A 25561-nucleotide genomic window follows, 5' to 3' on the forward strand; every position below is an offset into this window, starting at 1 on the left:
TCGTTATCCCAGTACTCGTGCGCCAGCCGTATCCAGCCGACAAATATGGACAAAACCTTCGTTGTTTTGCAGATAGTGCTGGCCGAGCCAGTCTGCCACGCGCTGCGCGGTGTCGGCGTTATCACACACCGCGAACATTGTTGGCCCGGATCCGGAGATCCCGCAGGCCAGCGCGCCCATGTCTGCCGCCGCCTGACGGGCATCGTTAAAGCCAGGCAACAGTTTGGTGCGATAAGGTTCAGCGATGACATCTTTCATGAGTTTCGCCGCCAGCGCAGGCTGCTGCGTATGGCAGGCGTGAATGAATCCCGCCAGATAGCGACCATGCGCGATGCAATCCTGACGGCGATACTGTGCGGGCAGGATGGCGCGCGCTTCAGCGGTAGAGACTTTAATGCCCGGATAGGCCATCACCCACCGCCACTCTTCAAAGCCTGGCACTTCCTGACTGATAATGCCGTTTTCTTCCAGCATCAGCTGCAAGCCGCCGAGAAAACAGGGCGCGACGTTGTCGTAATGAATGCTGCCGGAAATACGCCCTTCCAGCTCACCCATCAGCGCCAGCAGGCGTGTGTCATTGAGTGGCTTACCGCAGAATTCATTCATCGCCATCAGGCCCGCCACCACTGAGCAGGCGCTGGAGCCGAGGCCGGAGCCAATCGGCATATTTTTCTCCAGCGTCATCGCCACCGGGATGGTTTTGCCGATCTCCTGGCAAAAACGTTCCCAGCACTGATAAACGATGTTTTCCCGGGGTTCGGCAGGAAGCTTGCTGACGAAGCGCCCTTTGTTGGTCAGCGAGAATTCACTCGCCGCCTCGACGCTGACGCAATCGCCCAGCAGCTCACCGTTGACCGGCGATACCGCCGCCCCCAGAACATCAAACCCCACGCTCACGTTGCCGATGGAGGCCGGGGCATAAACTTTCACCATGTTAAACTCCTAACTTCCATGACAGGGTGCGCAGCAGATCGGCGAACACGCCCGCCGCCGTCACATCGTTACCCGCACCGTAACCGCGCAGCACCAGCGGCAGCGGTTGATAATAGTGGCTGTAGAACGCCAGCGCGTTTTCGCCGTTTTTTACTTTATAGAGCGGATCGTTACCGTCCACTTCAGCGATTTTCACCCGACATACGCCGTCTTCTTCAATGTTGCCGACGTAGCGCAAAACGTTCCCAGCATCCCGCGCTTTCGCGACGCGAGCGGCAAAGGCATCGTCGAGGGTTGGCAGACGAGCCATAAAGCTCTCCACGTCGCCGCTGTCATCAAAGCTTTCCGGCAATACCGGTTCGATAACGATGTCAGACAGCTCCAGCTCGCGTCCGGTTTCGCGCGCCAGGATGAGCAGCTTACGCGCCACGTCCATGCCCGACAGATCGTCACGCGGATCCGGCTCGGTATAGCCCATTTCGCGGGCCACGCGAGTGGCTTCCGACAGTGACACGCCTTCATCAAGCTTACCGAAGATAAAGGATAATGATCCGGAAAGAATGCCGGAGAAACGCTGCAATTCATCACCGGCATTGAGCAGGTTTTGCAGGTTCTCAATCACCGGCAGCCCCGCGCCAACGTTGGTGTCGTAGAGGAATTTGCGACGCGATTTGCTGGCGGCGTTACGCAGCTCGTGGTAGTAGGCCATTGACGAGGTGTTGGCTTTTTTGTTCGGTGTGACCACGTGGAAACCTTCACGCAGGAAATCGGCATACTGATCCGCCACCGCCTGGTTAGAGGTACAGTCGACGATCACCGGGTTCAGCAGGTGGTACTCTTTCACCAGGCGGATCAGACGGCCAAGGTTAAATGGCTCTTTCGCTTCTGCAAGGGCTGACTGCCAGTTTTCCAGATCCAGGCCGTGAACGTTGGTGAGCAGCGCTTTTGAATTCGCCACACCGCAGACGCGCAGATCGATATGCTTGCTCTTCAGCCAGCTCTGCTGACGCTTCAGCTGTTCCAGCAGCGCCCCGCCGACGCCGCCGACGCCCACCACAAACACTTCGATCACCTGATCGGTGTTAAACAGCATCTGGTGCGTGACGCGCACACCGGTGGTGGCATCGTCATTGCTGACCACGACGGAGATTGAACGCTCCGACGAGCCCTGGGCAATCGCCACAATGTTGATATTCGCCCGGGCCAGCGCGGCGAAGAATTTCGCGGAAATGCCGCGCAGCGTGCGCATACCGTCACCGACCACGGAGATGATCGCCAGCCGCTCCATGACCGCCAGCGGTTCAAGCAGGCCCTCTTTCAGCTCCAGATAGAACTCTTCGCCCATCGCGCGCTGAGCGCGGGCGCAATCCGCCTGCGGTACGCAGAAACTGATGCTGTATTCCGAGGAAGACTGGGTGATCAACACCACCGAAATACCGGCGCGGGACATGGTGGCAAACACGCGGGCCGCCATGCCGACCATGCCTTTCATCCCAGGGCCGGAGACGCTGAACATCGCCATATTATTAAGATTGGAGATGCCTTTAACCGGCAGACCGTCTTCATTCGAACTAGCCCCGATCAGCGTGCCGGGTGCCTGCGGATTACCGGTATTTTTGATAAGACAGGGGATCTGGAACTGAGCGATGGGGGTAATGGTGCGCGGGTGTAAGACTTTCGCGCCGAAGTACGACAATTCCATCGCTTCCTGGTAGGACATGGATTTCAGCAGGCGGGCATCCGGCACCTGGCGCGGATCGCAGGTATACACCCCGTCAACATCGGTCCAGATCTCACAGCAATCAGCTCGTAAACAGGCGGCCAGCACCGCCGCGGAATAGTCAGAGCCATTGCGCCCCAGCACCACCAGTTCGCCTTTATCATTACCGGCGGTAAAGCCCGCCATCAGCACCATATGATCCGCGGGAATGCGGCTGGCGGCGATGCGGCGTGTGGATTCGTTGATGTCGACAGTGGATTCGAGGTAATGGCCGACCGCGAGCAGTTTTTCCACCGGATCGATGACCGTCACGTTATGACCGCGCGCTTCCAGCAGCCCGGCCATAATGGCGATAGAGAGCTTTTCACCCCGGCAGATGATCGAGGCATTGATGCTGTCCGGGCACTGACCAAGCAGGCTGATGCCGTGCAAAACATGTTTGATCTGGGCGAATTCCTGATCCACCTGCCCTTTCAGACGAGCGAGTGGGAAACCGGGTTGAAGGTCTGCCAGACCCTGTAAAAGTTCGGCAAAAATGCGCTCGGCGTCGCTGATATTAGGTACTGCATCCTGACCGCTGATGGTTTTCTCAATCATCGCCACCAGATGGTTAGTGATTTTAGCCGGGGCAGACAGCACGGTGGCAACCTGCCCCTGCCTGGCATTGCTTTCCAGGATGTCGGCAACACGCAGAAAACGTTCTGCATTTGCCACTGATGTACCGCCGAACTTCAAGACTCGCATGGAATTACCCCTTGATCTTTAGCCGAAAAAAAAGCCCGCACTGTCGAGGTGCGGGCTTTTTCCTGTGTTTCCTGTGCGCGTCAGCCCGCCCCGTTACCTGTGGTAATGGTGGTTGTCGTAATAATGGTGACGGTGCTGATGCGTTTCATGGATGTTGTGTGCTCTGTAATTATTATCTGTCTGTGTTGTATGCCTATATTGGTTAAAGTATCTGCCCTGCCAAGTCAATTTATTTTTGCTTTTGCCCCGTTTTGCATGACGGACCGCTCACGCTGCCAAGGCGCAGACTTTACTGAATATCCGCCACACAGCGGCCACAATGCAGTCGATCTGACTGGGATTAAGACGTATCTTAGATGATTACCCGGCGAGCTTTTTTTCGATGTCATGCAGCAAACGGTGCAACATTGCCGTGTCACGCTGCTCAAAAAGACCAATGCGCTGTTCCAGCCAGTCCACCATTTTTGTGTCGTCATCAACGCCCAGTTTTTCCAGTAATGCCCGCGCGCGGATACGCAGCGCGCGTAACTGGTTCTCGTCACTGATAACGGCGGGCGCGGCGGCGTTCTGCATTAACGTCGTTAACTGATAGCAATAGACCATCACGGCCTGGCCGAGGTTGAGCGACGGGTAATCGGCCACCATGGGCGCACCGGTTAATACATCCGCCAGCGCCAGTTCATCGTTGGTTAAGCCGGAATCTTCACGGCCAAACACCAGCGCGGCGTGATCCAGCCACTGGCTTTTTTCCTGCATCAGCGGCACCAGCTCGGCGGGCGTCGCGTAATAATGGAATTTTGATCGGCTGCGGGCGGTGGTCGCCACGGTAAACTGCACATCATGCAGGGCGGTGGCCAGCGTCGGATAAACCGTTGCGTTATCAAGCACCTCACCGGAGCCGTGCGCCACTCTGCGCGCCCCTTCTTCCAGATGTGCGTGGCTGTCCACAATACGCAAATCGGTGAAGCCCATGGTTTTCATGGCGCGTGCCGCTGCGCCGACATTTTCTGCGCGGGCGGGTGAAACTAATACGATAGATACCTGCATCTGGGACTCTCATTTATTGCGCCTGGCTTAAAGCCAGACCACTTTCGTCAAGATATTACGCAAAGCAAATTTACATTTTTGCAACAGAAATCACTGAAATCGTCGTCGTGCAAGCTTAAAAAGAACTACACTGTTGCAGAGCTTGACTACCTGATTTTATGTTAACAGAAGCGGTCCAGGCTCCTGTTTATGCTGGCTAATTATGCCATGAATGCTTCTGCAATTTTGGATTCACATTGCTTATTAATTAACAGTTGCAACTGATTGGTTTATTGATAAATTGTGAAAGGCACTCATATAAAGCTACGAATATTTCATCAAAGTGTTAACGTGCTACAATTGAACTTGATATATGTCAACGAAGCGTAGTTTTATTGGGTGTCTGGCACGTCTTAGCCTGTTATGTTGCTGTTAAAATGGTTAGGATGACAGCCGTTTTTGACACTGTCGGGTCCAAAGGGAAAGTAACCACGACCAAGCTAATGATGTTGTTGACGTTGATGGTAAGTGCATCAAGAACGCAATTACGTACTTTAGTCATGTTACGCCGTGCATGTTAATTTGCGACATGTATCAGGCAGGTCAGGGACTTTTGTACTTCCTGTTTCGATTTAGTTGGCAATTTAGGTAGCAAACATGCAGACCCCGCAAATTCTTATTGTTGAAGACGAGTTGGTAACACGCAACACGTTGAAGAGCATTTTCGAAGCAGAAGGCTACGATGTCTTTGAAGCGACTGATGGCGCTGAGATGCATCAGATCCTCTCGGAAAATGACATTAATCTGGTGATCATGGACATCAACCTGCCTGGTAAAAATGGGCTGTTGCTGGCACGTGAACTGCGCGAGCAGGCGAACGTTGCCCTGATGTTCCTGACCGGTCGTGATAACGAAGTGGATAAAATCCTCGGCCTCGAAATCGGCGCTGACGATTACATCACCAAACCGTTCAACCCGCGTGAACTGACGATCCGTGCACGTAACCTGTTGTCCCGTACGATGAATCTGAGCGCGATCAGCGAAGAACGTCGTACCGTTGACAGCTACAAGTTCAACGGCTGGGAGCTGGATATTAATAGTCGCTCCCTGATCAGCCCTAACGGTGAGCAGTACAAACTGCCGCGTAGCGAATTCCGCGCCATGCTGCACTTCTGCGAAAATCCGGGCAAGATCCAGTCCCGCGCCGATCTGCTGAAGAAAATGACCGGTCGCGAACTGAAACCGCATGACCGTACCGTTGACGTGACCATTCGTCGCATTCGTAAGCACTTCGAGTCGACGCCGGACACGCCGGAAATTATCGCCACCATCCACGGTGAAGGTTACCGGTTCTGCGGCGATTTAGCGGAATAAGAACAAAAACGGCGCATAATGCGCCGTTTTTCTTTGCTTATTGCGTCCCGATTTACTTCCAGATACGCAGCGCCTCATCCGATCCCGTTGCAGTTCTACGCGCCTCGCCTTTAGGTTGTGATAACGAATACCAGTCCAGATGACGAGTCAGGAACATCACGCCGCCCAGCGCCAGCAACAGTACGCCCGATCCCAGCAACAACGAACTGTCCTCCGAGCGCAGCAGCATCCACATCACGCCATCCAGCAACAGTAACGCCAGGGTAAACAGCAGACTGCTGCGCCAGCCTTTCAGCACCGCCTGCAGGTAAACGCCATTCATCATCGCGCCGACCAGACTGGCGGCGATCCACGCAGCCGTAAAGCCGATATGTTCTGAGAGCGCCAGCAGCAGCAGATAAAACATCACCAGCGACAGCCCGACCAGCAGATACTGCATCGGGTGCAGCCGTAGCGCGGTGATACTCTCCAGCACAAAGAACGCCATGAACGTCAGGCTGATCAGCAAAATGGCATACTTGGTCGCCCGGTCGGTAAGCTGATATTGATCGGCTGGAGTGGCGACCGCGACGCTGAAGGACGACAATGCTTGCCATCCTGCGCTGCCAGCGCGCATAAATCGCTCCCCGAGATTGTTGGCGAACCAGCTGCTCTGCCATTGCGCCTGAAAGCCGGAGGCGGAAATCTCGCGTTTGACCGGCAGAAAATCGCCGAGGAAGCCCGGATGCGGCCAATTGCTTCTTAAGCTCATCTGGCTGTTTCGACCGAGGGGCACGACGGAAAAATTACCGGTACCGCTGAGGTTCAGACCCATCGTCAGATCCAGATTGCCCTGCGGCCAGCGGATCGCCGGCAGCGGAATATGCAGGCCATCGCCGCTGTCGGAAAGACCGCTGCCCGGCTCGACGTTCAGCGCCACGCCGTTGATCTGCGGCGCTTTCACCACGCCGATCCCCCGCGCATCCCCGACGCCCAGCACCATAAAGGGTTTGCCGAGCGTGATGGTATCTTTTCTGAGTGATGCCAGCCGCGAGGCGTCAAAATGCGCTTTAATGCCCAGATCGCCCTGCCACACCTGCCCTTCGTAAATGCCGATTTTGCGTGATTCCACATTCTGCGTTCCGTCGACCACCAGCGACTCCGGCAACCAGAAATGAATAAATTCACGGGTCCGCTGCACCTCTTTTTTATCTTCCACTACCGTATACAGCTCTGATACCGGAATGGCGATCAACGGCCCGACCAGCTTCTGCGGCCCGCTGGTGCTCTGGCGGATCGCGTCCTCAACCTGGCCGCGATAATCCGATCGCTCCTCGATCAGTTGCCTGACCATCATTAACGGCACCATCAGCAGCAATACTGCGCCGACCAGGGTAAACATTTTCCAGAACAGGGGGGATTTCATCATAGCCTTCTCCTTTGCAATGCCAGCAAAGTAACAAGGCTATATGGGGAGAATTTGAAGTTATGTGAAGGGACGGTGAAGTGTCAGCGTGGCCTCAACGCCGCCCTGTGGGCGGTTGTTTAGCGCGACGCTGCCCTGATGCAGGCGCGCGACTTCACTGACAAAGGCCAGCCCAAGGCCGCTGCTCTTATGGCCGTTATCCCGGGGAAGGGAATAGAATCGCTCAAAAATACGCGGCAGCGCGTAATCGGGAATACCGCTGCCAGTATCGGTCACCTGCAAAATGATGCGGTCATCCTGCTGCGTTGCCGCAAGGGTAACAGCGCCGCCCGGCGGCGTGAAATCCATGGCGTTATCCAGCAGATTACCAAGCGCCTGCTCCAGCAGTTCCGCATCCGCCGCTACGTGCAGCGCGGAATCGGTGATGTGCAGGGTGATGTTTCTGGCGGTCAGCTGCACGCTACGCGACTCCTGCAGCCGGGCGAAGAGTTCATCAACCGCGACAGGCGTCAACCGGATAGCCTGGCGGTTTTCCAGCCGCGCCTGACGTAACAGAGTTTCCACCAGCGCCTGCATGCGCGCATTCTGCGTCAGGATCGTGTCCGTAAAGCGGCTGACCACGTCAGGCGGCGGCCCTTCACGCAGAATTTCCGCTGCGCCGCGGATCGCCGCCAGCGGGCTTTTCAGTTCATGGGTCAGGGCATAGACATATTGTTCGATGGCGTTTTTGCCTTCGAGTTTTAGCCGCATACTCTCCAGCGCCTGCGCCAGCTTGCGTAATTCGCTGCTGCCTAAGGCGGGCAACGGCACCGGTTGCTCATCGGTGACCGAATCGGCATAGCGCACCAGTTTGCCAATAGAGCGATTGATCCAGCCAATCATACCGCCGCCAATCAGCAGCGCGATCCCCAGCAACGCCCCCGCCGCCCAGAGCATTCGCCGCTCGCTACGCTGGATCACCGGTGCCATGGCCGCATTAGGTTTACCGACGCTCAGCACGCCAATGATCCGCCCCTGATCCCTGACCGGCGCGGCCACGTACATTACCGTGCTTTGCGGATCCTGGGGATCCTGCTGCGTACTGCGCGCGCCGTACTGCCCGCGTAAGGTGCGCCAGACGTCGTTCCAGCGCGAGTAATCCTCCCCCAGCGCCCGTCCGGCTGAATCAAACACCACTTTGCCCTGCGCATCCGTCATGTAGACGTGATATTCATTGCGCACTTTATGGATGCCGCCGATATTGGCGCGAAACGGCTGGTTTTGCAGTTGGCTGAACGCCTGTGCCAGTCGGCCATGTGCGGGATCGCCGGAGAGCAGATCGTCACGCGCCAGCGCCGCCAGCAGCGTGGCGGTGTCGATCAGCGTGCCTTCGGTAGCGCGGCGCACGCCGGGCTTGATCTCCTGTACGAAAATCGACAGCACAAACCACGCCGCTACCGCGACGATCAAAAAGTAGCCCAGCAGCAGGCGCATGCCGATACGCATCAGCCGGTCACCAGACTGTAGCCGAGGCCGCGATGAGTATTGATCGGTGAACGTGCGGGATCGATGGCCCGCAGCTTGGCGCGCAGGGTTTTGATGTGCGTGTCCACGGTGCGATCGTAGCTTTCCACCGAGTCACCCCACACGCTGTCCATGAGCTGCTGCCGGGAAAAGACCCGGCCAGGGGCAAGCAGCAGCGTTTTCAGCAGCAGGTATTCATAGCGCGTGAGCGCCAGCGGCTGACCGCACCAGTGCACCTGCGCGGCGGGTTCGTTGAGTTCAAACTCCCCGACGCTCACCCGTGGCGAAGGGGCAGAGAATTTTTGCAGACGCCGCAGGATCGTGCGCACGCGGGCGCATACTTCCCGCGGTGAGAAGGGTTTAGCGACATAGTCATCCGCGCCGATCTCCAGCCCCAGCAGTTTGTCGACTTCATCACTGCGGGCCGTTAAAAACAGCACCGGTAACGCGCTGTGCCGCGCCAGCAGTTTCCGGCATAGCTCAAAACCGCTGATGTCCGGCAAGCCGACATCCAGGATCGCCAGATCGGGCAACTGGTGACGGGCTTCCTCAAGCGCAGGCAGCCCGCGCTCAAACGCCTTAACCGTAAACCCCTCCTGCGTAAGCATGTAGATTAGCGTTTCCGCGATGCTTATCTCATCTTCCACCAGCCAGATCAGCGGTTGTTGCATACCGGTTCCTTGTTATTTATTCCACGGCATAATGGGTACGGCGCTAATGGCGTTTTTCGGGGAGCCTTCAACGACTTTATCCGAGTAGGTCAGATAGGCGAGCGTGTTGCGCTTCGCGTCATAGAAACGCACGACCTGTAACTTCTTGAACACCAGCGACGTGCGTTTCTGGAACACCACATCGCCCTGCGCCTTACCGGTTTTCACTTTTTCGCTCAGTTCAATCGGCCCGACCTGCTGGCAGGAAATCGCTGCGTCGGAGGTATCTTCCGCCAGCCCTAACCCGCCCTTAATACCGCCGGTTTTGGCACGGCTCAGATAGCAGGTCACATTTTTCACATCGGGATCGTCAAAGGCTTCCACGACAATCTTGTGATCCGGGCCAAACATTTTAAATACGGTATCCACAGAACCGATTTGTTCAGCTTGAACCGACTGCCCGGCGGCACACAGGAAAAGGCACAGCAGTAAACGCTTGTATTTCATATTGTTACCATTGATAAAAATTACGTTGAGTGATTATTGAGCAGGCGCGCAGAAAAGAGCTATAAATCACTGGATTACGAAAAATAATAATAAATTCAACCATGAAAAGCATTTATGCGCAAAAAAAACACTGAATGCTAAAACAACGAAAAATGCTATTATCCGCTACCTTAGTATCAGGCACCCGCTAATTAAGGATGAGGACACAATATGGACCAGGCTGGGATTATTCGCGAACTGCTTGTCTGGCTTGAGGGGCATCTCGATCAGTCCCTCTCCCTGGATAATGTGGCGGCGAAAGCAGGCTATTCCAAGTGGCATCTGCAAAGGATGTTCAAGGATGTGACGGGCCATGCGATAGGTGCTTACATCCGCGCACGTCGTTTATCAAAAGCGGCGGTTGCGCTGCGTTTAACAGCACGTCCGATCCTCGATATTGCTCTGCAATACCGTTTCGATTCGCAGCAAACCTTTACCCGCGCATTCAAAAAACAGTTCAACCTGACTCCCGCGCTGTACCGCCGCTCCCCGGACTGGAACGCCTCTGGCATTCGTCCACCGTTGCGCCTGGGCGAGTTCCATTTACCCGCGCATCAATTTGTGACGCTGCCGTCCCTGGATCTGGTGGGCACCACACAAAGCTATACCTGCTCGCTGGAAGAGATTTCCAGCTTCCGACATCAGATGCGCGTGCAGTTCTGGAGCGAGTTTTTAGGTAATTCGCCGCAGTTGCCTGCCGAGTTGTACGGCCTGCATGAGACGCGACCAGGCAGCGAAAAAGATGATGAGCAAGAGGTGTTTTACACCACTGCCGTCACGCCCGAAATGGCGAACGGGCACCTGCAAAATGCCCATCCGGTCACGCTTGAAGGCGGTGAATATGTGATGTTCACTTACGAAGGGCCGGGGAATGAATTACAGGAGTTTATCCTGACAGTGTACGGCACCTGTATGCCGATGCTGGATCTCAAGCGCCGTAAGGGACGCGATATTGAGCGTTTCTTCCCGCAGGATGAAGCCCGGAATCAGGAACGTCCCATTCAGTTACGCTGTGAATACCTGATCCCGGTGCGTCGTTAACGCTGCAGTTCGTCCAGCGCCGGAGCATCCAGATGCGAGACGTCTCCGGCGGTTTCCACCACCCAGCCTGATGCCAGCCACGCACTTTGCTGGTAGTCGATACGCGAAATTGAACAGTTGCGCAGGCGCAGACGGCGTTCCGCCCAGGCGGGCAATCCCAGAATGGTGCTGACCAGACAGCCCAGCGCCATGCCGTGACTGACCAGCAGTGGATGGCTGCCTTTTGGCAGATCCAGACAGGCCGCCAGCGCCGCATGCATCCGCTCGCTGAGTTCCTGCATCGATTCGCCATCGGGAATACGGCCCGCCTCGTTGCCGTTTACCATCTGACGACGCCAGCCCTCTTCTTCGTCCGTCAGGCCATCAATATGGCGGCTTTCCAGCACGCCCATATCCAGTTCACGCAGACGTGCATCAAAGGTGATCTCACAGCCGCAGGCTTCGGCGATGATTTCCGCCGTGCGGCGCGTGCGCCCTAAATCGCTGGCGATAATATGGGTGATGCCGAGCGTTTTCGCCCGTTCTCCCACCTGCCAGGCCTGATGCTCACCTTTTGCCGTCAACGGACTGTCTGACTGCCCTTGAATACGACGCTCGGCGTTCCACTGCGTTTCACCGTGGCGAACAAGGTATACCTGTAACATGCGTTTTATCCATTATACTGCGATGAAAATTTTATCATCCGAGTGGTATTGATTATGCACCATGTTGTCTGTGCTACCAGCAATCCAGCGAAAATTAAGGCTATTCTGCACGCATTTCACCAGATTTTCGGCGAAGGATCCTGCCATATAGACGCCATCGCCGTCGAGAGCGGCGTACCGGAACAGCCGTTTGGCAGCGCAGAAACGCGCGCTGGCGCACGCAATCGTGTCGAAAATGCTCGCCGGGAAAGGCCGCAGGCGGATTTTTGGGTGGCGATAGAAGCAGGCATTGATGATGACAGCACGTTCAGTTGGGTGGTAATTGACAGCCGCGATCAGCGTGGCGAAGCGCGTTCCGCTACCCTGCCGCTGCCGGCGGTGATTCTGGAGCGGGTGCGCGCCGGTGAAGCGCTTGGCCCGGTGATGTCGAACTATACCGGTATTGATGAGATTGGGCGTAAAGACGGCGCGATTGGCGTGTTCACCGCCGGAAAGCTAACGCGCAGCAGCGTCTACCATCAGGCGGTGATCCTGGCGTTAAGCCCGTTTCACAACGCCGTTTATCGCTGATTTTTCAGCAGCGCCTGTTCGAGCCACAACCGCAGCTCGGCGGGCGCTGCCTTCAGGCTGTTCGAGCCGCGGGTAATGGTCGCAATGCCTGTCCCCAGCTCATTTTTCAGTTCGCGCTGGCTCATCTCGCCGCGCAGCAATTCTTCAATGATCCGTACCCGCGTCCCTAAGGCTTCGCGCTCGTCCGGCGTCAGCATCAAATTGAGCAATGGAAGATGTAAATCCTGTTCACAGGACTGTGTAAGCAGCTCGACGAAGCGCAACCATTCCTGGTGACGCTGTTCCGCGACGGCTGCTGAATAAGGAGATTGTTGCGTCATGTCATACCGCCATACTCATCAACGAGTACAGCAGCATAACACACTCCCGGCAGATCAGTAACGACGCCCCCATTCGGTGGCGGTAAGCAACGTCGGTTTGCCGCCCATGAAGTACTGATAATAGGCATCATAGGCCAGCACGTTTTTCACATAACCGCGCGTTTCCGAGAACGGAATACTCTCCACAAAAGCAATGGCATCAATGCGTCCACCGCTGTTGCCAAGCCAGGTACGCACGCGGCCAGGGCCGGCATTGTAGGCCGCCGATGCGAAGATACGGTTATTGCCAAACTGCTCATAGACGTACTGCAAATAGCGGGTACCGATGTTGATATTGGTTTCCGGATCCAGCAGCTGGCCCGGCGAGCTGTAGCCCGGAATATTAAACATCTTCACCATATGCGTCGCGGTACCCGGCATGATCTGCATCAGACCGCTGGCACCGACCGGCGAGCGCACTTTCGGGTTCCAGGCGCTCTCCTGACGCGAGATCGCCATGGCGTAGCTCTGGGGAATATCCTTGTCGCTGGTGTAACGTTCAAAGAGATCGTTGTAGGCCAGCGGGAAACGCTCCTCCAGCTGATCCCACAGCTTACCGGCGATGGTCGCCTGCACGCTCAGATCCCACCACTGACGGTCAAATGCATAGCGCGCCAGCTGCGCCTGCTGTTGCGTGGTGCGGCTGGTGACCAGGTTCGCCCACTCGCTGCGGGCGGTGTTATCCAGCCCCCAGTACATCAGCTCACGCACACGCGCCATTTCCGGGCCTTGTACCAGCGCTGGATCGACGTTGCCCGGGGCTTTATCCACTTTCAGCGGATAGTCTTCCCCCAGACGCTGCGCCGCCACCATCGGATAGAACCCGCGCTGCTGCATCAGGGATCGCAGAATAGTATTCGCTTCGTCCTCGCGGCCCCGCTCCAGCAGCAGATCCGCCTGCCAGTAGCGCCACTCGTCTTTCTCTTTCGCCTCCATCGGCAGACGCGCCAGCCAGGTGTTCAGCCCGCGGCGATCCCCCTGCCCTAAGGCGATGCGTACGCGGCGCTCCAGCAGCGAAATGGACTGGGTGCGCATAATGGCGTCGTCGCGCCAGCGTGCCTGTTCTTCGGTGACGTCGTTGCCCATCAGACGCCAGGCGATAATATCGCGCAGCGCCTGAGTTTGATCTTCATTAAGCTGCTGGGCCTGCACCAGCGACGGCAGCATCAGACGCGCATTTTCCACATCCTGACGCGCCACGCTGGCGAAGGCTTCTTCCGCCATCTGGCGGGTAAAATCGGTGGCCCCGGTGGTGCGGGCGAAGGTCAGTACGCTGTTGGGATCGTTGGCCAGCGTCACAATCGCCGTCGAAATGGTCTGGTATTCCGCGGGCATTTGATTCGCCAGCACCGTCACCAGTTGGGTATTCCCGGCTTTCATCGCCAGGCGAATACGTTCCAGATACGCGAGCGGATCCTGGGTACCTGAGGCGCGCCAGGCGCCGAACAGTTTGTCACAGGCGTTCGGCTGGCTTTTCCCGCTCAGCCACAGATCTTTTGCACCCTGCCAGGCGTCGATGGCCTGGCCGGTATTCCATTTGGCGAAGTAGTAGTTACATTGCGCTTCGGTGGTGCCCGGTTTTTGCGGGCTGAACGCCAGCAGGCCGCGCCAGTCTTCACGCCGCGCCAGCTCGTTCACAAAGCGGTTTTGCAGGCTGCGGGCGGGGGGCAGCGTCGGATTCGCCTGAATAAAATTGCTCACCTTGATCGCTGGCTGGTTCATCAGATCGTCGGTGATCTGGCGGTATTCCAGATAAGGATAAAGGGGATAATCGGTGAGGGTTGGCATCAGCTGTGCCACCACGTCCATTTGTTTGTTATCCCACGCCTGCTTCACTTGCGCATAACGGTTACGTTGTTCGTCCAGCGAATCGGCGCGTGCCGAATGACTGATGGTCAATAAATAACTGCCTACCACCAGCATCTGCCAGGCGACGTGTTTAGCTTTCTGCACAGGCTTTTTTCCTCATATCAATAAAACGCTTCGCCGCATCATGCGCTCGAATACTTTATGCTAACCAGGCATGCCTTATCGCGCCACGCCCTGAACACTTTTTTACCATTTCGGGGCGATTTAACACTCTCGCCCGGGCCTGCTGGGATTGCGCAGTGAAAACGGCTACACTGCGCAGTTAAAGACCATTCACATCCCGATAAAAGAGGCGAAGTCCAACGTGGCTCAATTCGTTTATACCATGCATCGTGTCGGCAAAGTGGTTCCGCCGAAACGTCATATCCTGAAAAATATCTCGCTGAGTTTCTTCCCCGGCGCAAAAATTGGCGTGCTGGGTCTCAACGGTGCCGGTAAGTCCACCCTGCTGCGCATCATGGCCGGCATCGATACAGACATCGAAGGTGAAGCCCGTCCGCAGCCTGGCCTGAAAATTGGTTATCTGCCGCAGGAGCCGAAACTCAATCCTGAACATACCGTGCGTGAGTCCGTTGAAGAAGCGGTTGCCGACGTGGTTAATGCCCTGAAAGGCCTGGACGAGGTGTACGCGAAGTACGCTGAGCCGGACGCCGACTTCGACAAGCTCGCCGCTCAGCAAGGCAAGTTTGAAGAGATCATTCAGGCGCACGACGGTCATAACCTGAACGTGCAGCTGGAACGCGCCGCCGATGCGCTGCGTCTGCCGGACTGGGATGCCAAAATCGAAAAACTGTCCGGTGGTGAACGCCGCCGCGTCGCGCTGTGCCGTCTGCTGCTGGAAAAGCCGGACATGCTGCTGCTCGACGAACCGACGAACCACCTGGATGCGGAATCTGTCGCCTGGCTGGAACGCTTCCTGCACGACTTCGAAGGCACCGTCGTGGCGATCACCCACGACCGTTACTTCCTCGATAACGTCGCCGGCTGGATCCTCGAGCTTGACCGCGGTGAAGGTATTCCGTGGGAAGGTAACTACTCCTCCTGGCTTGAGCAGAAAGATCAGCGTCTGGCGCAGGAAGCCTCTCAGGAAGCGGCCCGCCGTAAATCCATTGAGAAAGAGCTGGAGTGGGTGCGTCAGGGTGCGAAAGGCCGTCAGTCGAAAGGCAAGGCGCGTCTGGCTCGCTTTGAAGAGCTGAACAGCACCGAATACCAGAAACGTAACGAAACCAACGAACTCTTTATTCCACCTGGACCGCGTCTGGGCGATAAAGTCGTTGAAGTCACTAACCTCTGCAAATCCTACGGCGATCGCCAGCTGATCGACGGCCTGACCTTCTCCGTGCCGAAAGGCGCGATTGTCGGCATCATTGGCCCGAACGGCGCGGGTAAATCCACGCTGTTCCGCATGTTGTCCGGTGAAGAACAGCCAGACAGCGGCACCATCGAGTTGGGTGAAACCGTGAAACTGGCGTCCGTTGACCAGTTCCGTGACGCGATGGATAACAGCAAAACCGTGTGGGAAGAAGTGTCCGGCGGGCTGGATATTATGCGTATCGGCAACACCGAGATGCCAAGCCGCGCCTACGTTGGCCGCTTTAACTTTAAAGGGGTTGATCAGGGTAAACGCGTGGGCGAACTGTCCGGCGGTGAGCGTGGTCGTCTGCACCTGGCGAAGTTGTTGCAGGTTGGCGGCAACATGTTGCTGCTCGATGAACCGACCAACGACCTGGACATCGAAACCCTGCGCGCACTGGAAAACGCCCTGCTGGAGTTCCCGGGCTGCGCGATGGTGATCTCGCACGACCGCTGGTTCCTTGACCGCATCGCCACCCACATTCTGGATTACCAGGATGAAGGCAAAGTGGAATTCTTCGAAGGTAACTTTACCGAATACGAAGAGTACAAGAAACGCACGCTCGGCGCGGATGCGCTGGAGCCGAAGCGTATCAAGTACAAACGTATTTCGAAGTAATGCCGGTGCCCCTCTCCCGTCGGGAAAGGGGCATATTTTTAGCCCTGCTCGCCCATCAGCTTCTTCACCAGATCCACACAGCGCAGGAAACGCGCGTCGTAGTCCGCCTCTTCCACATGTACAAAGTCGATATTGTTTTGCTTCAGCAGTGACACCAGCAACGCCTGAAACTCTTTTCTGTCCACCGAGCTGCCGAGGCTGCGCAGGCCATCGGACACCCACGGCGTATTGTTTTCCAGCAGGATCACCAGGTCAAAACGGTACTCGTCGATCAACGCCTGCACAAACGGATGCTCGCGCCCTTCGTACTTTTTACAGAACGCCTGGGTGCTGACAAAATCCGTATCCACAAAGGCGACTTTATTTGCGTATTTCACCGCAAAATCAATGTACTGCGCATGGCCCAGCGCGATCTTGTCATAGTCCGAATACTGCAACGCCATCTCGTCGCCACCCAGATGCGAGAAAACATAATCGCGGCCATATTCCCAGGCGCTGGTGGTGTTAAAGATGTTGGCGAGCTTGTTGATAAGCGTCGATTTGCCGCTCGACTCGCCGCCAAGAATGGCGACGGTACGCACAAAGAAGGGTTTCACTTCGGTCGGGATGTAATCCCAGTAGCGGAACGGGTTTTCGCGGATCTGCGCGCCACTGATGTTCATAAAAGTACGTTCAGGATCGATCAGCACCGTCTCCGTTCCCAGATGCTCCAGATACTGCGGCGCATCCAGCGCTTCCGAGGTGTAAATGCGGTTCGGTTCGATGCCCTTCTCTTCCATAAAGGCTTTCATGCCCCGGCTCCACACGTCCCAGCCGTGCGGATACGGCTCCATGCCCTCTTCGTTGAAGGCATGAATATGAATATTTTTCTGGTATTTGAAGGTCTGCAACAGCCAGCGCAGGCGATCCGGCACGGTCGGCTGCTGTGACATCGCGCTGTCTTCAAACAGGGCGCGGTCACGGGTGTCGTCATAGCCCATGATGATGTGCAGCTCGTCCACCTGGCTACAGGCGCGCTGGATCAGATAGATATGCCCGGTATGCAACGGGTAAAACTTGCCGAACACCACGCCGACGGTTTTACGGCGGCGCGGAAATTCCAGCCCTAAAAAGCGGTGCAGCGCTTCAAGTTTTTGCGCGCTGGGGCTTTTGATTTTGGCATTGAGCAACTGGCTGAGGTAGCCCTTGGTCATGCCGCTGGCATCGGCTACCTGCTGCAAGGTGCAGCCTTTCTGGCGGATCGCGGTCTTCAGATAATCAAATGACGACATAGGTGCCTCCTGCATCAGTGCGGTGTATTTCCGCTTAATAGTTCATTATAAGTCGTCAAAAACAGATAGCGCATCAGAAAGCTTCTTGACACCAAAGACTTGCATCCCCTCCGGCGGCTTTTTCGGCACGTTTGCCGCAGGCACGATGGCGCGTTTGAAGCCGTGTTTGGCGGCTTCCGAAATACGCTCCTGACCGCTGGGCACCGGGCGAATTTCACCCGCCAGCCCCACTTCGCCAAAGACCACTAAATCGGCGGGTAGCGGGCGGTCGCGCAGGCTGGAAACCATCGCCAGCAGCAGCGCCAGGTCTGCACTGGTTTCGGTGACTTTTACGCCACCGACCACGTTAACGAACACGTCCTGATCCGACATTTGCAGACCGCCATGACGGTGCAGCACCGCCAGCAAAATCGCCAGTCGGTTTTGCTCAAGCCCGACCGCCACGCGGCGCGGGTTAGCCATCATCGAGTGATCCACCAGCGCCTGAATTTCTACCAGCAACGGGCGCGTACCTTCCCATACCACCATCACCGAGCTGCCAGAGGTGACTTCATCGCCCCGGCTTAAGAAGATGGCGGACGGATTGTTGACTTCACGCAGGCCCTGCTCGGTCATGGCAAAAACGCCCAGTTCGTTGACCGCGCCGAAACGGTTTTTATGGCTGCGCAACGTGCGGAAACGGGAGTCGGCATCGCCGTCCAGCAGCACCGAACAGTCGATACAGTGCTCCAGCACTTTCGGCCCGGCGAGCGAGCCGTCTTTGGTGACGTGGCCGACCATGACAATCGCCACGCCGCGCGTTTTGGCGTAGCGCGTCAGATAGGCCGCCCCTTCGCGCACCTGCGCCACGCTGCCTGGCGAGGACTGAATATCCGCCATGTGCATCACCTGGATGGAGTCGATGACCATCAGCTTTGGCTGCTCTTCATCGGCAATAGTGCAGATGTCTTCAATGCTGGTTTCAGACAGCATATTCAGATTCGCCGTCGGCAGCCCCAGACGGTGCGCGCGCATCGCCACCTGTTGCAGCGACTCTTCCCCGGTGACGTAGAGGGTTTTCATATGCTCCGACAGCTTGCACAGGGTTTGCAGCAGCAGCGTGGACTTGCCCGCGCCAGGGTTACCGCCGATAAGTATTGCGCTGCCCGGCACCACGCCGCCGCCCAGCACGCGGTCAAATTCTTTAAAGCCGGTGGAAAAGCGCGGTAGTGCTTCAAGGCTGATCTCGGAAAGCTTCTGCACTTTTGAGCTGCCCGCGTTACCGGCATAGCCGCTCAGGCGTTCGTTACGGGCAACCACGGGCGATGCCGCCACACGCACTTCGGTGATGGTGTTCCAGGCCTGACAGGCGCTGCATTGCCCCTGCCAGCGCGGATAATCGGCACCACATTCATTACATACAAATGCGCGTTTCGGAGCTTTTGCCACGTTTACCTCGTTATTTCTGATTCATGCTGCCTGACAGGATGCAAAACACGCCCATCAGGTCAGCGTGACGGATCGTCACTTCTGTCTTTTCGTTCACCTTTGGCTTGGCATGATAGGCAATGCCCAGCCCTGCCGCTTTAATCATTGGCAGATCGTTAGCACCGTCGCCAATCGCCACGGTCTGCTCAAAGGGAACCTCATATTTTTCCGCCAAACGTTTCAGCGTTTTCGCTTTGTACTGCGCATCCACGATGTCGCCCAGCACATGGCCGGTGAGCTTACCGTCCATGATTTCCAGTTCGTTGGCCACCACCGCCGTCAGGTGCAGCTTTTCGCGCAGGTAATCGGCGAAGAAGGTGAAGCCGCCGGAGGCAATGGCGACTTTCCAGCCCAGCGCTTCCAGTTTCAGCACCAGCTGCGTGAGGCCCGGCATCAGCGGTAAGTCATCACGGACCTGACGCAGGATATTCGCATCGGCCCCTTTTAAGGTCGCCACGCGGCTGCGCAGGCTTTCGGTGAAATCCAGCTCGCCACGCATCGCGCGTTCGGTGACTTCCGCCACCATTTCGCCGGTACCCGCCAGTTTGGCGATCTCATCAATGCATTCAATCTGGATGGCGGTGGAGTCCATGTCCATCACCAGCAATCCTGGCGTTTTCAGGTGCGGGATCTTGCCGAGCGGCGCAACGTCCAGCCCGGCATCGTGCGCCAGACGGGTGGCGCGCGGCGTCAGCGAACCGGCCAGGCGGATCACTTGATATTCATCCACGCACCAGGAGGCGACAATTACCATTGCCGCGCCTAGTTTGCGCTGATACTCCGTCAGGCGCGCTTTATTCAGATCGCGACCGTAAAGCAGCCAGCCGCTGCGACCAGCATGATAATCCAGCGGCATCACCTCATCGCCACTTAACGAGAGCGGCAATCCGGGCCACTGAGAAACCTCTTCAGGCAGATCGCACCAGGTCAGACTGTTAAGCATTAAAGCTCCTGTTTACACGTTCGCGTCGGAAATTGTCTGTACCCTGAATAATTCGGATTGCAGGAAGGCGGCGACGCAGTGAATCCCCGGGGGCTTACATAAGTAAGTGACCGGGGCGAACGAGGAAAGCCAACACCTGCAACCTGAAGTATGACGGGTATAAGGAAAATAACGCATGAGGCTACCTTGTAACCATCGCTTCTGGCAACAGCTTCATGTGGAATTGTGCCGTGTTGCCGGGCCTGGAAAGAGGGAACCCGGCAGGACGTTTACCGTTACGCTACGCTTCCAGTTCTTGCACACACGCCTGCGTTCGCATCCAGCGCGGGGCTTTCATGATGTCCGTGAAATACCACACCAGTTCACAGAGCAGGCCGGTGAGGGTTTTTTCCATGTCCGGCGGCAGCGACTGGCTGTTGAGCACGCGCGTTAACGTCAGACAGTATTCGCATAACAGGTCAGATTCCGGTTCAAAACGGGGCGGTTGCGCAGGCAGCGTATCCACCGTGAGCGCCGCAACCAGATGCGGCGGTATCACCTCATTCAGCGTGGGCTGGAGCAGCATCAGGCAGGCATTCAGCCGTCCGCACATGGCGAGGCGCAGCGCCGGATCGTCGCTTTCAATCAGCGCTTCGGCGAAGTGCTCGCAGTGATCCGCCAGCACGGTGAAATCGGTGTCTGCGGTAAAAGGAACGGTAAGTAACGGGTACAACTGATCGAGGATGGTAGCCATATGGCAGTCTCCTGTAACGGTTTAATATTCCGCCAGCGGAGAGGCTAATCCCACGGGTGGCGGAACCGGACGAGGTTAGCCTTACTGGTGTTACAGGAAACCAGCGCGTCTTTCGACGCCCTCGCCCGGCCCACCATTGAGGTGTAGCCGAACGCACGACATAAAAATTATGTCGCCTGTAACAATTCGTGGAGGCTAATCCCGGCTCCTGATTTTGCAGGTGCGGGAAGATGCTACTGCCGGAGTCGATCAACGGCAAGTGGATTTAGCGGTACGGTTTGCGTAGCGGCTCGCAAAGGTGGTTAAAAGAAGAGATCACACTATCCAAGCCTTAAACGGGTTGCATATGAGCATCCTTGACTGGTTTAGTTTTGAGTCAACGTAGTTTTACAGCAGGGTAAGACAGCCAGGGAGTGATATTGCCTCATAGCTGGCTGGTAATGGAAATAGTGTGGATATTGATTCAGAGGGTGACCTTGTGCCTGAAGCAGAAGTAACGAAATTATATGTTTCTGCAAGGGGCTATCTGTTAAAGTAATTTTATATGATATTATTTACACAACGAAGCAACCGAATTAAACCTTTTGCACTAAATCACGCTAACAAACTGATTAAAAATGAATATGAAAACAACAACTTTGATTTTGAGCGCCATTAAAGAAACATTAATCCGAGTATGGAACTGGAAAAAACACGACCATGTTTCATTGCCAAAAATAAATGAACGCATCTCAAATAAAGTTTTTATAAATGAACTTAACAACAATGAGATATATCTGTCACAAATTTGCTTTCCTGATAAAATAGAAAGCGAAAAAGACCTAAGAGTCAAAAATATAACATTTAGCAAGTGTATTTTTTCTCAGTCAATTATTGATAGCTATATATTCATTGGATGTTCTTTCATAAACTGTTCATTTAATGGTAGTAAAATATCTAGCTGTGAATTTCATAAATGCTCATTTTCAGAGTGTACTTTTTATAAAACAAAATTCATAAGAACTTATATTGATCCAGTTTCTTTTAAATTTTCATGGATGTGGCACTGGCACTGGGCAAATGTTAATGCTTGGCTTTTCCAAGCTCTATATAAAAATTCAAAAGATATGCATCAGGAAAAATTTGCGATGTACGCTGATAAAAAATTTCATTTTTATAGAAGATATGAATTTTTACGCGGTCAAAAGCGATATTTAGGGAAGTTTATTACGAGTCTTTTATATGACTATATTCTAGGTTATGGTTATGGGATTAAAAACGCATTAGTTATAACCCTGATAATGATTAGTAGCTTTGCGTACATCATCGATGGACATCTTAAAACACATGAAAATAGTTTCTTTAAGGCTCTATATTTTTCGGTTGTTTCATTTACAACTGTTGGATACGGTGATATAGGACCTGAATTCGAAGCCTTCCCTATGGCAATTACAATATTTTTCCTTCTTATCTCAATGATATGGTTTGCTGTAGTTACGGCAATAGTTGTCAAGAGGATTGTAAGATAATGTCTTATTTAATCCTCGAATGCGGTTCTGTTGCTCGTGGTGATACAAATACCCATAGCGACAGGGATTTAGTATGTATTTGGTCAGAAAATCCACCGAATTATATCGCCTTGAACGAAATATATGGTGAGATAATGTATTATTCCTTGAATACCATAAAAAAGATGCGTCAGAAAGGCTCACTTTTTCTAACGCATTTGGATATTGATTCGAAATATTTGGATGGTGACAAAAAATTATCCAGTTCTTTTAGAGGGTATCGTCCTCAAAAAGAAAAAATTTTATGTTCCCTCATAAATACAGCTGCTCTAATTAAGGAGATCATTTGGTATCCGGATTCATTAGTTGGTAAATTGTGGTTGTATGATGTTCTTTACGTTTCCCTTAGAAACTTCACTTACTGTAAAAACGCTTTAAATGGCACCTACTTATTCGGTTACGAAGATGCTATTGAAAGATTTCATGCAACACAAAACCATATTGAAACAATGTTATTGATCCGGGAAGGAAAATATTCCTACAGGCGTAAAGATATAAAAAAAATAGAAAAGTTAACCATCAGAAATATTGAGAACGCATGCCAGTCAATTCTAGGGGAAACTGTCAAATTCACAAATGGAGGAAACACAAAATGGGAACAAATGTACAGGAAAGACTATTGGGCCGAGAGGTTTATTGAAAGAGCCATACTTAATGGTGAATACAACGATCCTAAATTTATAGAGAAAATCAAGCTTCATAATTATAATAAGAATTGCATTAAATCAGATATTACAAAAATAATAAAACTCAAAATCAGTGGGCATTGAATAAATGAATATGCAGAGTAATTTCTATTTCAAAAAATTAGATTACGAAAAAATACGGTAGGTCTTTGGTGCTAAAGTAATGGAAAATACTTATAAGAAATTATCAAACAAAACGCACGCTTATTGCGGACAACTATTAAACAGTTAACTCCACGTAATGACAATCCCCTACCGCCTTGCCCTCCCCCAACTCCATGCAACAATCGTACTAACGATTGTCATTACACAAGGGTTTAATTATGGGTAGTATCCTTGCGCATCGACAATGAACTCAAAGCACGCGCCTATACCGCGCTACAAAAAATGGGCATCACCCCTTCTGAGGCGCTTCGCCTGATGCTGGAGTATATTGCTGACAACGAACGGCTACCGTTCAAACAAACGCTGTTAAGTGATGAAGATGCGGCGCTCGTTGAAATCATTAAAAAGCGCCTTCGCGATCCTGCGTCCGGGCGTCTGAAGCTGGACGATTTCTGATGGTGTATTATGCAGAGGTTAACAAACGCGCCCTGAATGTGGGGCAAAAGCGCGGACCATTATGCCGCAGCGGAAGCGTAAAAATTTCAACAGGTAGACTATGGCTCGCGCAAAATTAAAATTCCGGCTGCATCGCGCCGTGATCGTCTTGATCTGTCTCGCCCTTCTGGTGGCGCTGATGCAGGGGGCCAGCTGGTTCAGCCAGAGCCACCAGCGGGCGCGCAATCCGCAACTTGAGGAGCTGGCCCGCACGCTGGCGCGTCAGGTGACCATCAACCTCGCGCCGCTGATGCGCAGTGAAACGCCGGACGAAAAACGTATCGGCCAGATCCTGCGTCAGTTAACCGACGAGAGCCGCATTCTGGATGCGGGCGTCTATGACGAACAGGGCGATCTGGTGGCCCGCGCGGGTGAAAGCGTCAATGTGCGCGACCGGCTGGCGCTGGATGGCAAAAAGGCGGGCGGCTATTTTAACCAGCAAATTGTCGAACCGGTGCCGGGTAAAAATGGCCCGCTGGGTTATCTGCGTCTGACGCTCGATACCCATACGCTGGCGACCGAAGCAAAACAGGTCGATAACACCACCAATATTTTACGCCTGATGCTGCTGCTCTCCCTCGCCATCGGCGTGGTGCTGACCCGCACCCTGTTGCAGGGCAAACGCACCCGCTGGCAGCAATCCCCCTTCCTGCTGACGGCCAGCAAGTCGGTGCCGGAAGAAGAAGAGCGTGATAAAAAGGAACCGTAACGGGACACCGTATCAAGGAGACTGGCTATGTCCACCCTGCGTTTATTGATTTCTGACTCTTACGATCCGTGGTTTAACCTGGCGGTGGAAGAGTGCATTTTCCGCCAGATGCCCGCCACCCAGCGCGTGCTGTTCTTGTGGCGCAATGCGGATACCGTGGTCATTGGCCGGGCGCAGAACCCGTGGAAAGAGTGTAATACCCGGCGCATGGAAGAGGATCATGTGCGTCTGGCCCGTCGCAGCAGCGGCGGTGGCGCGGTGTTTCACGATCTGGGCAATACCTGCTTTACCTTTATGGCGGGTAAGCCGGAATACGATAAAATCACTTCCACGGCCATCGTCTTAAACGCGCTGCGATCCCTTGGCGCAACGGCGGAAGCCTCCGGGCGTAACGATCTGGTGGTGAAAACCCCGGACGGCGACCGTAAAGTGTCCGGTTCCGCCTACCGGGAGACGCCGGATCGCGGCTTTCATCACGGTACGCTGCTGCTGAATGCCGATCTCAGTCGCCTCGCGAACTACCTGAACCCGGACAAGAAAAAGCTCCAGGCCAAAGGGATCACCTCCGTGCGCGGGCGGGTGGCGAACCTGGTCGATCTGCTGCCCGGCATCACCCATGAGGCGATCTGCGAGGCTGTCACCCGCGCCTTTTTCGAGCACTACGGTGAAAGCGTGAAGGCGGAGATCATCTCCCCGGACAAAACGCCGGATCTGCCGAACTTCGCGGAAACTTTTGCCCGTCAGAGCAGCTGGGAGTGGAACTTTGGTCAGGCCCCGGCCTTCAGCCATTTGCTGGACGAGCGCTTTACCTGGGGCGGCGTGGAGCTGCATTTTGACGTGGAAAAAGGCCATATCACCCGCACGCAGGTCTTTACCGACAGCCTGAACCCTGCGCCATTAGAAGCGCTGGCAACACGTTTACAGGGCTGTTTGTATCGCGCCGATCGGTTGCAGCTGGCGTGTGATGCGCTGATTGAGGATTTTCCGGAGCAGGAAAAAGAGTTGCGGGAGTTGTCGGCGTGGGTTGCAACGGCAGTGCGGTGATTTTCCCCTCACCCTAGCCCTCTCCCGGAGGGAGAGGGGAGAGATCGAGCACAGACTTGCCCTTCTCCCTCTCCCATGGGGCTGAGGTATCCCCAGAAAAATGAAAGGCACGATGAAGTGTGATCTACTGGTTGCGCTAACAATACAGAAGAGACCTCATCGTGCCTTTACAGACAGTTTGCCACAAATTTTTCTCCTCGTCCTT

At 54.7% G+C, this 25561-nt stretch carries 25 protein-coding genes and 1 other annotated feature; of the genes, 9 read left to right on the forward strand and 16 right to left on the reverse strand.

The features are described 5' to 3' along the window. Positions 1 to 3: 3 nt before the first annotated feature. The 5 genes from thrB to yjjY form a co-directional block, all read right to left on the reverse strand. Entirely contained in the window at positions 4 to 933 is a 930-nt protein-coding gene (gene thrB / locus KW828_RS12620; RefSeq protein ID WP_218336676.1) for a homoserine kinase, read from the reverse strand. Position 934: 1 nt separating this feature from the next. Beyond that, the gene (thrA, locus tag KW828_RS12625; RefSeq protein WP_218336677.1) at positions 935 to 3397 is read right to left on the reverse strand and encodes a bifunctional aspartate kinase/homoserine dehydrogenase I; all 2463 of its coding nucleotides are present in this window, start codon (positions 3395 to 3397) and stop codon (positions 935 to 937) included. Positions 3398 to 3421: 24 nt separating this feature from the next. Beyond that, positions 3422 to 3539, reverse strand: a sequence feature (Thr leader region). Beyond that, on the reverse strand, positions 3478 to 3546 hold the full coding sequence (gene thrL, locus KW828_RS12630) for a thr operon leader peptide (RefSeq protein ID WP_072570818.1): 69 nt from the start codon (positions 3544 to 3546) through the stop codon (positions 3478 to 3480). (Overlaps the previous feature by 62 nt.) Positions 3547 to 3757: 211 nt before the next feature. Next, positions 3758 to 4444: a tRNA/rRNA methyltransferase gene (locus tag KW828_RS12635; protein WP_218336678.1), complete on the reverse strand. Its 687-nt coding sequence runs from the start codon at positions 4442 to 4444 to the stop codon at positions 3758 to 3760. 400 nt (positions 4445 to 4844) lie between these two features. Continuing rightward, positions 4845 to 4985, reverse strand: a complete 141-nt coding sequence (yjjY, locus tag KW828_RS12640) for a protein YjjY (protein WP_088220722.1) — start codon at positions 4983 to 4985, stop codon at positions 4845 to 4847. Positions 4986 to 5080: 95 nt separating this feature from the next. Between yjjY and arcA the strand changes: the two genes are divergently transcribed. Further along, positions 5081 to 5797 carry a two-component system response regulator ArcA gene (gene arcA / locus KW828_RS12645; RefSeq protein ID WP_072570462.1) on the forward strand — a complete coding sequence of 239 codons (717 nt, stop codon included), beginning with the start codon at positions 5081 to 5083 and terminating at the stop codon, positions 5795 to 5797. Between the two features lie 52 nt (positions 5798 to 5849). On the opposite strand, the gene creD is transcribed toward arcA, so the two are convergent. The 4 genes from creD to creA are packed head-to-tail and all read right to left on the reverse strand — an operon-like array spanning position 5850 to position 9862. Beyond that, on the reverse strand, positions 5850 to 7205 hold the full coding sequence (gene creD / locus KW828_RS12650; protein WP_218336679.1) for a cell envelope integrity protein CreD: 1356 nt from the start codon (positions 7203 to 7205) through the stop codon (positions 5850 to 5852). Positions 7206 to 7262: 57 nt separating this feature from the next. Beyond that, on the reverse strand, positions 7263 to 8687 hold the full coding sequence (gene creC / locus KW828_RS12655; protein ID WP_218336680.1) for a two-component system sensor histidine kinase CreC: 1425 nt from the start codon (positions 8685 to 8687) through the stop codon (positions 7263 to 7265). Beyond that, positions 8687 to 9376 carry a two-component system response regulator CreB gene (gene creB / locus KW828_RS12660; protein ID WP_218336681.1) on the reverse strand — a complete coding sequence of 230 codons (690 nt, stop codon included), beginning with the start codon at positions 9374 to 9376 and terminating at the stop codon, positions 8687 to 8689. The genes creC and creB overlap by 1 nt, the downstream gene beginning before the upstream one ends. A gap of 12 nt (positions 9377 to 9388) precedes the next feature. Then, positions 9389 to 9862: a protein CreA gene (creA, locus tag KW828_RS12665; protein WP_218336682.1), complete on the reverse strand. Its 474-nt coding sequence runs from the start codon at positions 9860 to 9862 to the stop codon at positions 9389 to 9391. A gap of 210 nt (positions 9863 to 10072) precedes the next feature. On the opposite strand from creA, the gene robA reads away from it, so the two are divergent. Beyond that, positions 10073 to 10942: an MDR efflux pump AcrAB transcriptional activator RobA gene (gene robA, locus KW828_RS12670; protein ID WP_218336683.1), complete on the forward strand. Its 870-nt coding sequence runs from the start codon at positions 10073 to 10075 to the stop codon at positions 10940 to 10942. On the opposite strand, the gene gpmB is transcribed toward robA, so the two are convergent. Continuing rightward, positions 10939 to 11586 carry a 2,3-diphosphoglycerate-dependent phosphoglycerate mutase GpmB gene (gene gpmB, locus KW828_RS12675; protein ID WP_218336684.1) on the reverse strand — a complete coding sequence of 216 codons (648 nt, stop codon included), beginning with the start codon at positions 11584 to 11586 and terminating at the stop codon, positions 10939 to 10941. The genes robA and gpmB overlap by 4 nt on opposite strands. Before the next feature lie 54 nt (positions 11587 to 11640). Here gpmB and yjjX point away from each other — a divergent pair, with 54 nt between their 5' ends. Continuing rightward, entirely contained in the window at positions 11641 to 12156 is a 516-nt protein-coding gene (gene yjjX, locus KW828_RS12680; protein ID WP_218336685.1) for an inosine/xanthosine triphosphatase, read from the forward strand. Here yjjX and trpR read toward each other — a convergent pair. Together trpR and sltY are read right to left on the reverse strand one after the other, a co-directional pair. Beyond that, positions 12147 to 12476 (reverse strand): trp operon repressor, encoded by a 330-nt coding sequence (trpR, locus tag KW828_RS12685; protein WP_088220714.1) that lies wholly within the window; start codon positions 12474 to 12476, stop codon positions 12147 to 12149. The two genes, yjjX and trpR, sit on opposite strands and share 10 nt — an antisense overlap. A gap of 54 nt (positions 12477 to 12530) precedes the next feature. Next, a complete protein-coding gene (gene sltY / locus KW828_RS12690) occupies positions 12531 to 14468 on the reverse strand; it encodes a murein transglycosylase (RefSeq protein ID WP_218336686.1) in 1938 nt (645 codons plus the stop codon). 220 nt (positions 14469 to 14688) lie between these two features. Between sltY and ettA the strand changes: the two genes are divergently transcribed. Continuing rightward, on the forward strand, positions 14689 to 16356 hold the full coding sequence (gene ettA / locus KW828_RS12695; RefSeq protein ID WP_218336687.1) for an energy-dependent translational throttle protein EttA: 1668 nt from the start codon (positions 14689 to 14691) through the stop codon (positions 16354 to 16356). A gap of 38 nt (positions 16357 to 16394) precedes the next feature. On the opposite strand, the gene nadR is transcribed toward ettA, so the two are convergent. The 4 genes from nadR to KW828_RS12715 form a co-directional block, all read right to left on the reverse strand. Next, positions 16395 to 17627 (reverse strand): multifunctional transcriptional regulator/nicotinamide-nucleotide adenylyltransferase/ribosylnicotinamide kinase NadR, encoded by a 1233-nt coding sequence (gene nadR, locus KW828_RS12700; protein WP_129361753.1) that lies wholly within the window; start codon positions 17625 to 17627, stop codon positions 16395 to 16397. A gap of 45 nt (positions 17628 to 17672) precedes the next feature. Then, on the reverse strand, positions 17673 to 19055 hold the full coding sequence (radA, locus tag KW828_RS12705; protein WP_218336688.1) for a DNA repair protein RadA: 1383 nt from the start codon (positions 19053 to 19055) through the stop codon (positions 17673 to 17675). Between the two features lie 10 nt (positions 19056 to 19065). Further along, positions 19066 to 20037, reverse strand: coding sequence for a phosphoserine phosphatase (serB, locus tag KW828_RS12710; protein WP_218336689.1), 972 nt, complete (start codon positions 20035 to 20037; stop codon positions 19066 to 19068). A gap of 280 nt (positions 20038 to 20317) precedes the next feature. Next, entirely contained in the window at positions 20318 to 20770 is a 453-nt protein-coding gene (locus KW828_RS12715; protein ID WP_218336690.1) for a hypothetical protein, read from the reverse strand. Between the two features lie 617 nt (positions 20771 to 21387). On the opposite strand from KW828_RS12715, the gene KW828_RS12720 reads away from it, so the two are divergent. The 5 genes from KW828_RS12720 to lplA all read left to right on the forward strand — a co-directional run bounded on the left by KW828_RS12720 (position 21388) and on the right by lplA (position 25356). Then, positions 21388 to 22278, forward strand: coding sequence for an ion channel (locus KW828_RS12720; RefSeq protein WP_256350145.1), 891 nt, complete (start codon positions 21388 to 21390; stop codon positions 22276 to 22278). Further along, positions 22278 to 23087, forward strand: a complete 810-nt coding sequence (locus tag KW828_RS12725; protein ID WP_218336691.1) for a hypothetical protein — start codon at positions 22278 to 22280, stop codon at positions 23085 to 23087. Before KW828_RS12720 ends, KW828_RS12725 begins: the two co-directional genes overlap by 1 nt. A 252-nt stretch (positions 23088 to 23339) precedes the next feature. Then, positions 23340 to 23564: a type II toxin-antitoxin system RelB/DinJ family antitoxin gene (locus tag KW828_RS12730; RefSeq protein WP_218336692.1), complete on the forward strand. Its 225-nt coding sequence runs from the start codon at positions 23340 to 23342 to the stop codon at positions 23562 to 23564. 100 nt (positions 23565 to 23664) lie between these two features. Continuing rightward, positions 23665 to 24312 (forward strand): YtjB family periplasmic protein, encoded by a 648-nt coding sequence (locus tag KW828_RS12735; RefSeq protein ID WP_218336693.1) that lies wholly within the window; start codon positions 23665 to 23667, stop codon positions 24310 to 24312. A 27-nt stretch (positions 24313 to 24339) separates the two neighbouring features. Continuing rightward, entirely contained in the window at positions 24340 to 25356 is a 1017-nt protein-coding gene (gene lplA / locus KW828_RS12740) for a lipoate--protein ligase LplA (RefSeq protein WP_218336694.1), read from the forward strand. Positions 25357 to 25561 lie beyond the last annotated feature (205 nt).

Source organism: Enterobacter sp. ENT03 (assembly GCF_019218745.1).
Lineage (GTDB): Bacteria > Pseudomonadota > Gammaproteobacteria > Enterobacterales > Enterobacteriaceae > Enterobacter_D.

What these genes read in the sequence shown, in the direction of transcription:
- KW828_RS12725 (WP_218336691.1), top strand. Translation starts at nt 22,278, where the DNA reads ATGTCTTATTTAATCCTCGAATGCGGTTCTGTTGCTCGTGGTGATACA.
- creC (WP_218336680.1), bottom strand. Translation starts at nt 8,687, where the DNA reads ATGCGTATCGGCATGCGCCTGCTGCTGGGCTACTTTTTGATCGTCGCG.
- creD (WP_218336679.1), bottom strand. Translation starts at nt 7,205, where the DNA reads ATGATGAAATCCCCCCTGTTCTGGAAAATGTTTACCCTGGTCGGCGCA.
- serB (WP_218336689.1), bottom strand. Translation starts at nt 20,037, where the DNA reads ATGCTTAACAGTCTGACCTGGTGCGATCTGCCTGAAGAGGTTTCTCAG.
- yjjX (WP_218336685.1), top strand. Translation starts at nt 11,641, where the DNA reads ATGCACCATGTTGTCTGTGCTACCAGCAATCCAGCGAAAATTAAGGCT.
- robA (WP_218336683.1), top strand. Translation starts at nt 10,073, where the DNA reads ATGGACCAGGCTGGGATTATTCGCGAACTGCTTGTCTGGCTTGAGGGG.
- thrB (WP_218336676.1), bottom strand. Translation starts at nt 933, where the DNA reads ATGGTGAAAGTTTATGCCCCGGCCTCCATCGGCAACGTGAGCGTGGGG.
- thrA (WP_218336677.1), bottom strand. Translation starts at nt 3,397, where the DNA reads ATGCGAGTCTTGAAGTTCGGCGGTACATCAGTGGCAAATGCAGAACGT.
- creB (WP_218336681.1), bottom strand. Translation starts at nt 9,376, where the DNA reads ATGCAACAACCGCTGATCTGGCTGGTGGAAGATGAGATAAGCATCGCG.
- gpmB (WP_218336684.1), bottom strand. Translation starts at nt 11,586, where the DNA reads ATGTTACAGGTATACCTTGTTCGCCACGGTGAAACGCAGTGGAACGCC.
- nadR (WP_129361753.1), bottom strand. Translation starts at nt 17,627, where the DNA reads ATGTCGTCATTTGATTATCTGAAGACCGCGATCCGCCAGAAAGGCTGC.
- KW828_RS12735 (WP_218336693.1), top strand. Translation starts at nt 23,665, where the DNA reads ATGGCTCGCGCAAAATTAAAATTCCGGCTGCATCGCGCCGTGATCGTC.
- KW828_RS12635 (WP_218336678.1), bottom strand. Translation starts at nt 4,444, where the DNA reads ATGCAGGTATCTATCGTATTAGTTTCACCCGCCCGCGCAGAAAATGTC.
- creA (WP_218336682.1), bottom strand. Translation starts at nt 9,862, where the DNA reads ATGAAATACAAGCGTTTACTGCTGTGCCTTTTCCTGTGTGCCGCCGGG.
- arcA (WP_072570462.1), top strand. Translation starts at nt 5,081, where the DNA reads ATGCAGACCCCGCAAATTCTTATTGTTGAAGACGAGTTGGTAACACGC.
- KW828_RS12715 (WP_218336690.1), bottom strand. Translation starts at nt 20,770, where the DNA reads ATGGCTACCATCCTCGATCAGTTGTACCCGTTACTTACCGTTCCTTTT.
- lplA (WP_218336694.1), top strand. Translation starts at nt 24,340, where the DNA reads ATGTCCACCCTGCGTTTATTGATTTCTGACTCTTACGATCCGTGGTTT.
- KW828_RS12720 (WP_256350145.1), top strand. Translation starts at nt 21,388, where the DNA reads ATGAATATGAAAACAACAACTTTGATTTTGAGCGCCATTAAAGAAACA.
- yjjY (WP_088220722.1), bottom strand. Translation starts at nt 4,985, where the DNA reads ATGACTAAAGTACGTAATTGCGTTCTTGATGCACTTACCATCAACGTC.
- trpR (WP_088220714.1), bottom strand. Translation starts at nt 12,476, where the DNA reads ATGACGCAACAATCTCCTTATTCAGCAGCCGTCGCGGAACAGCGTCAC.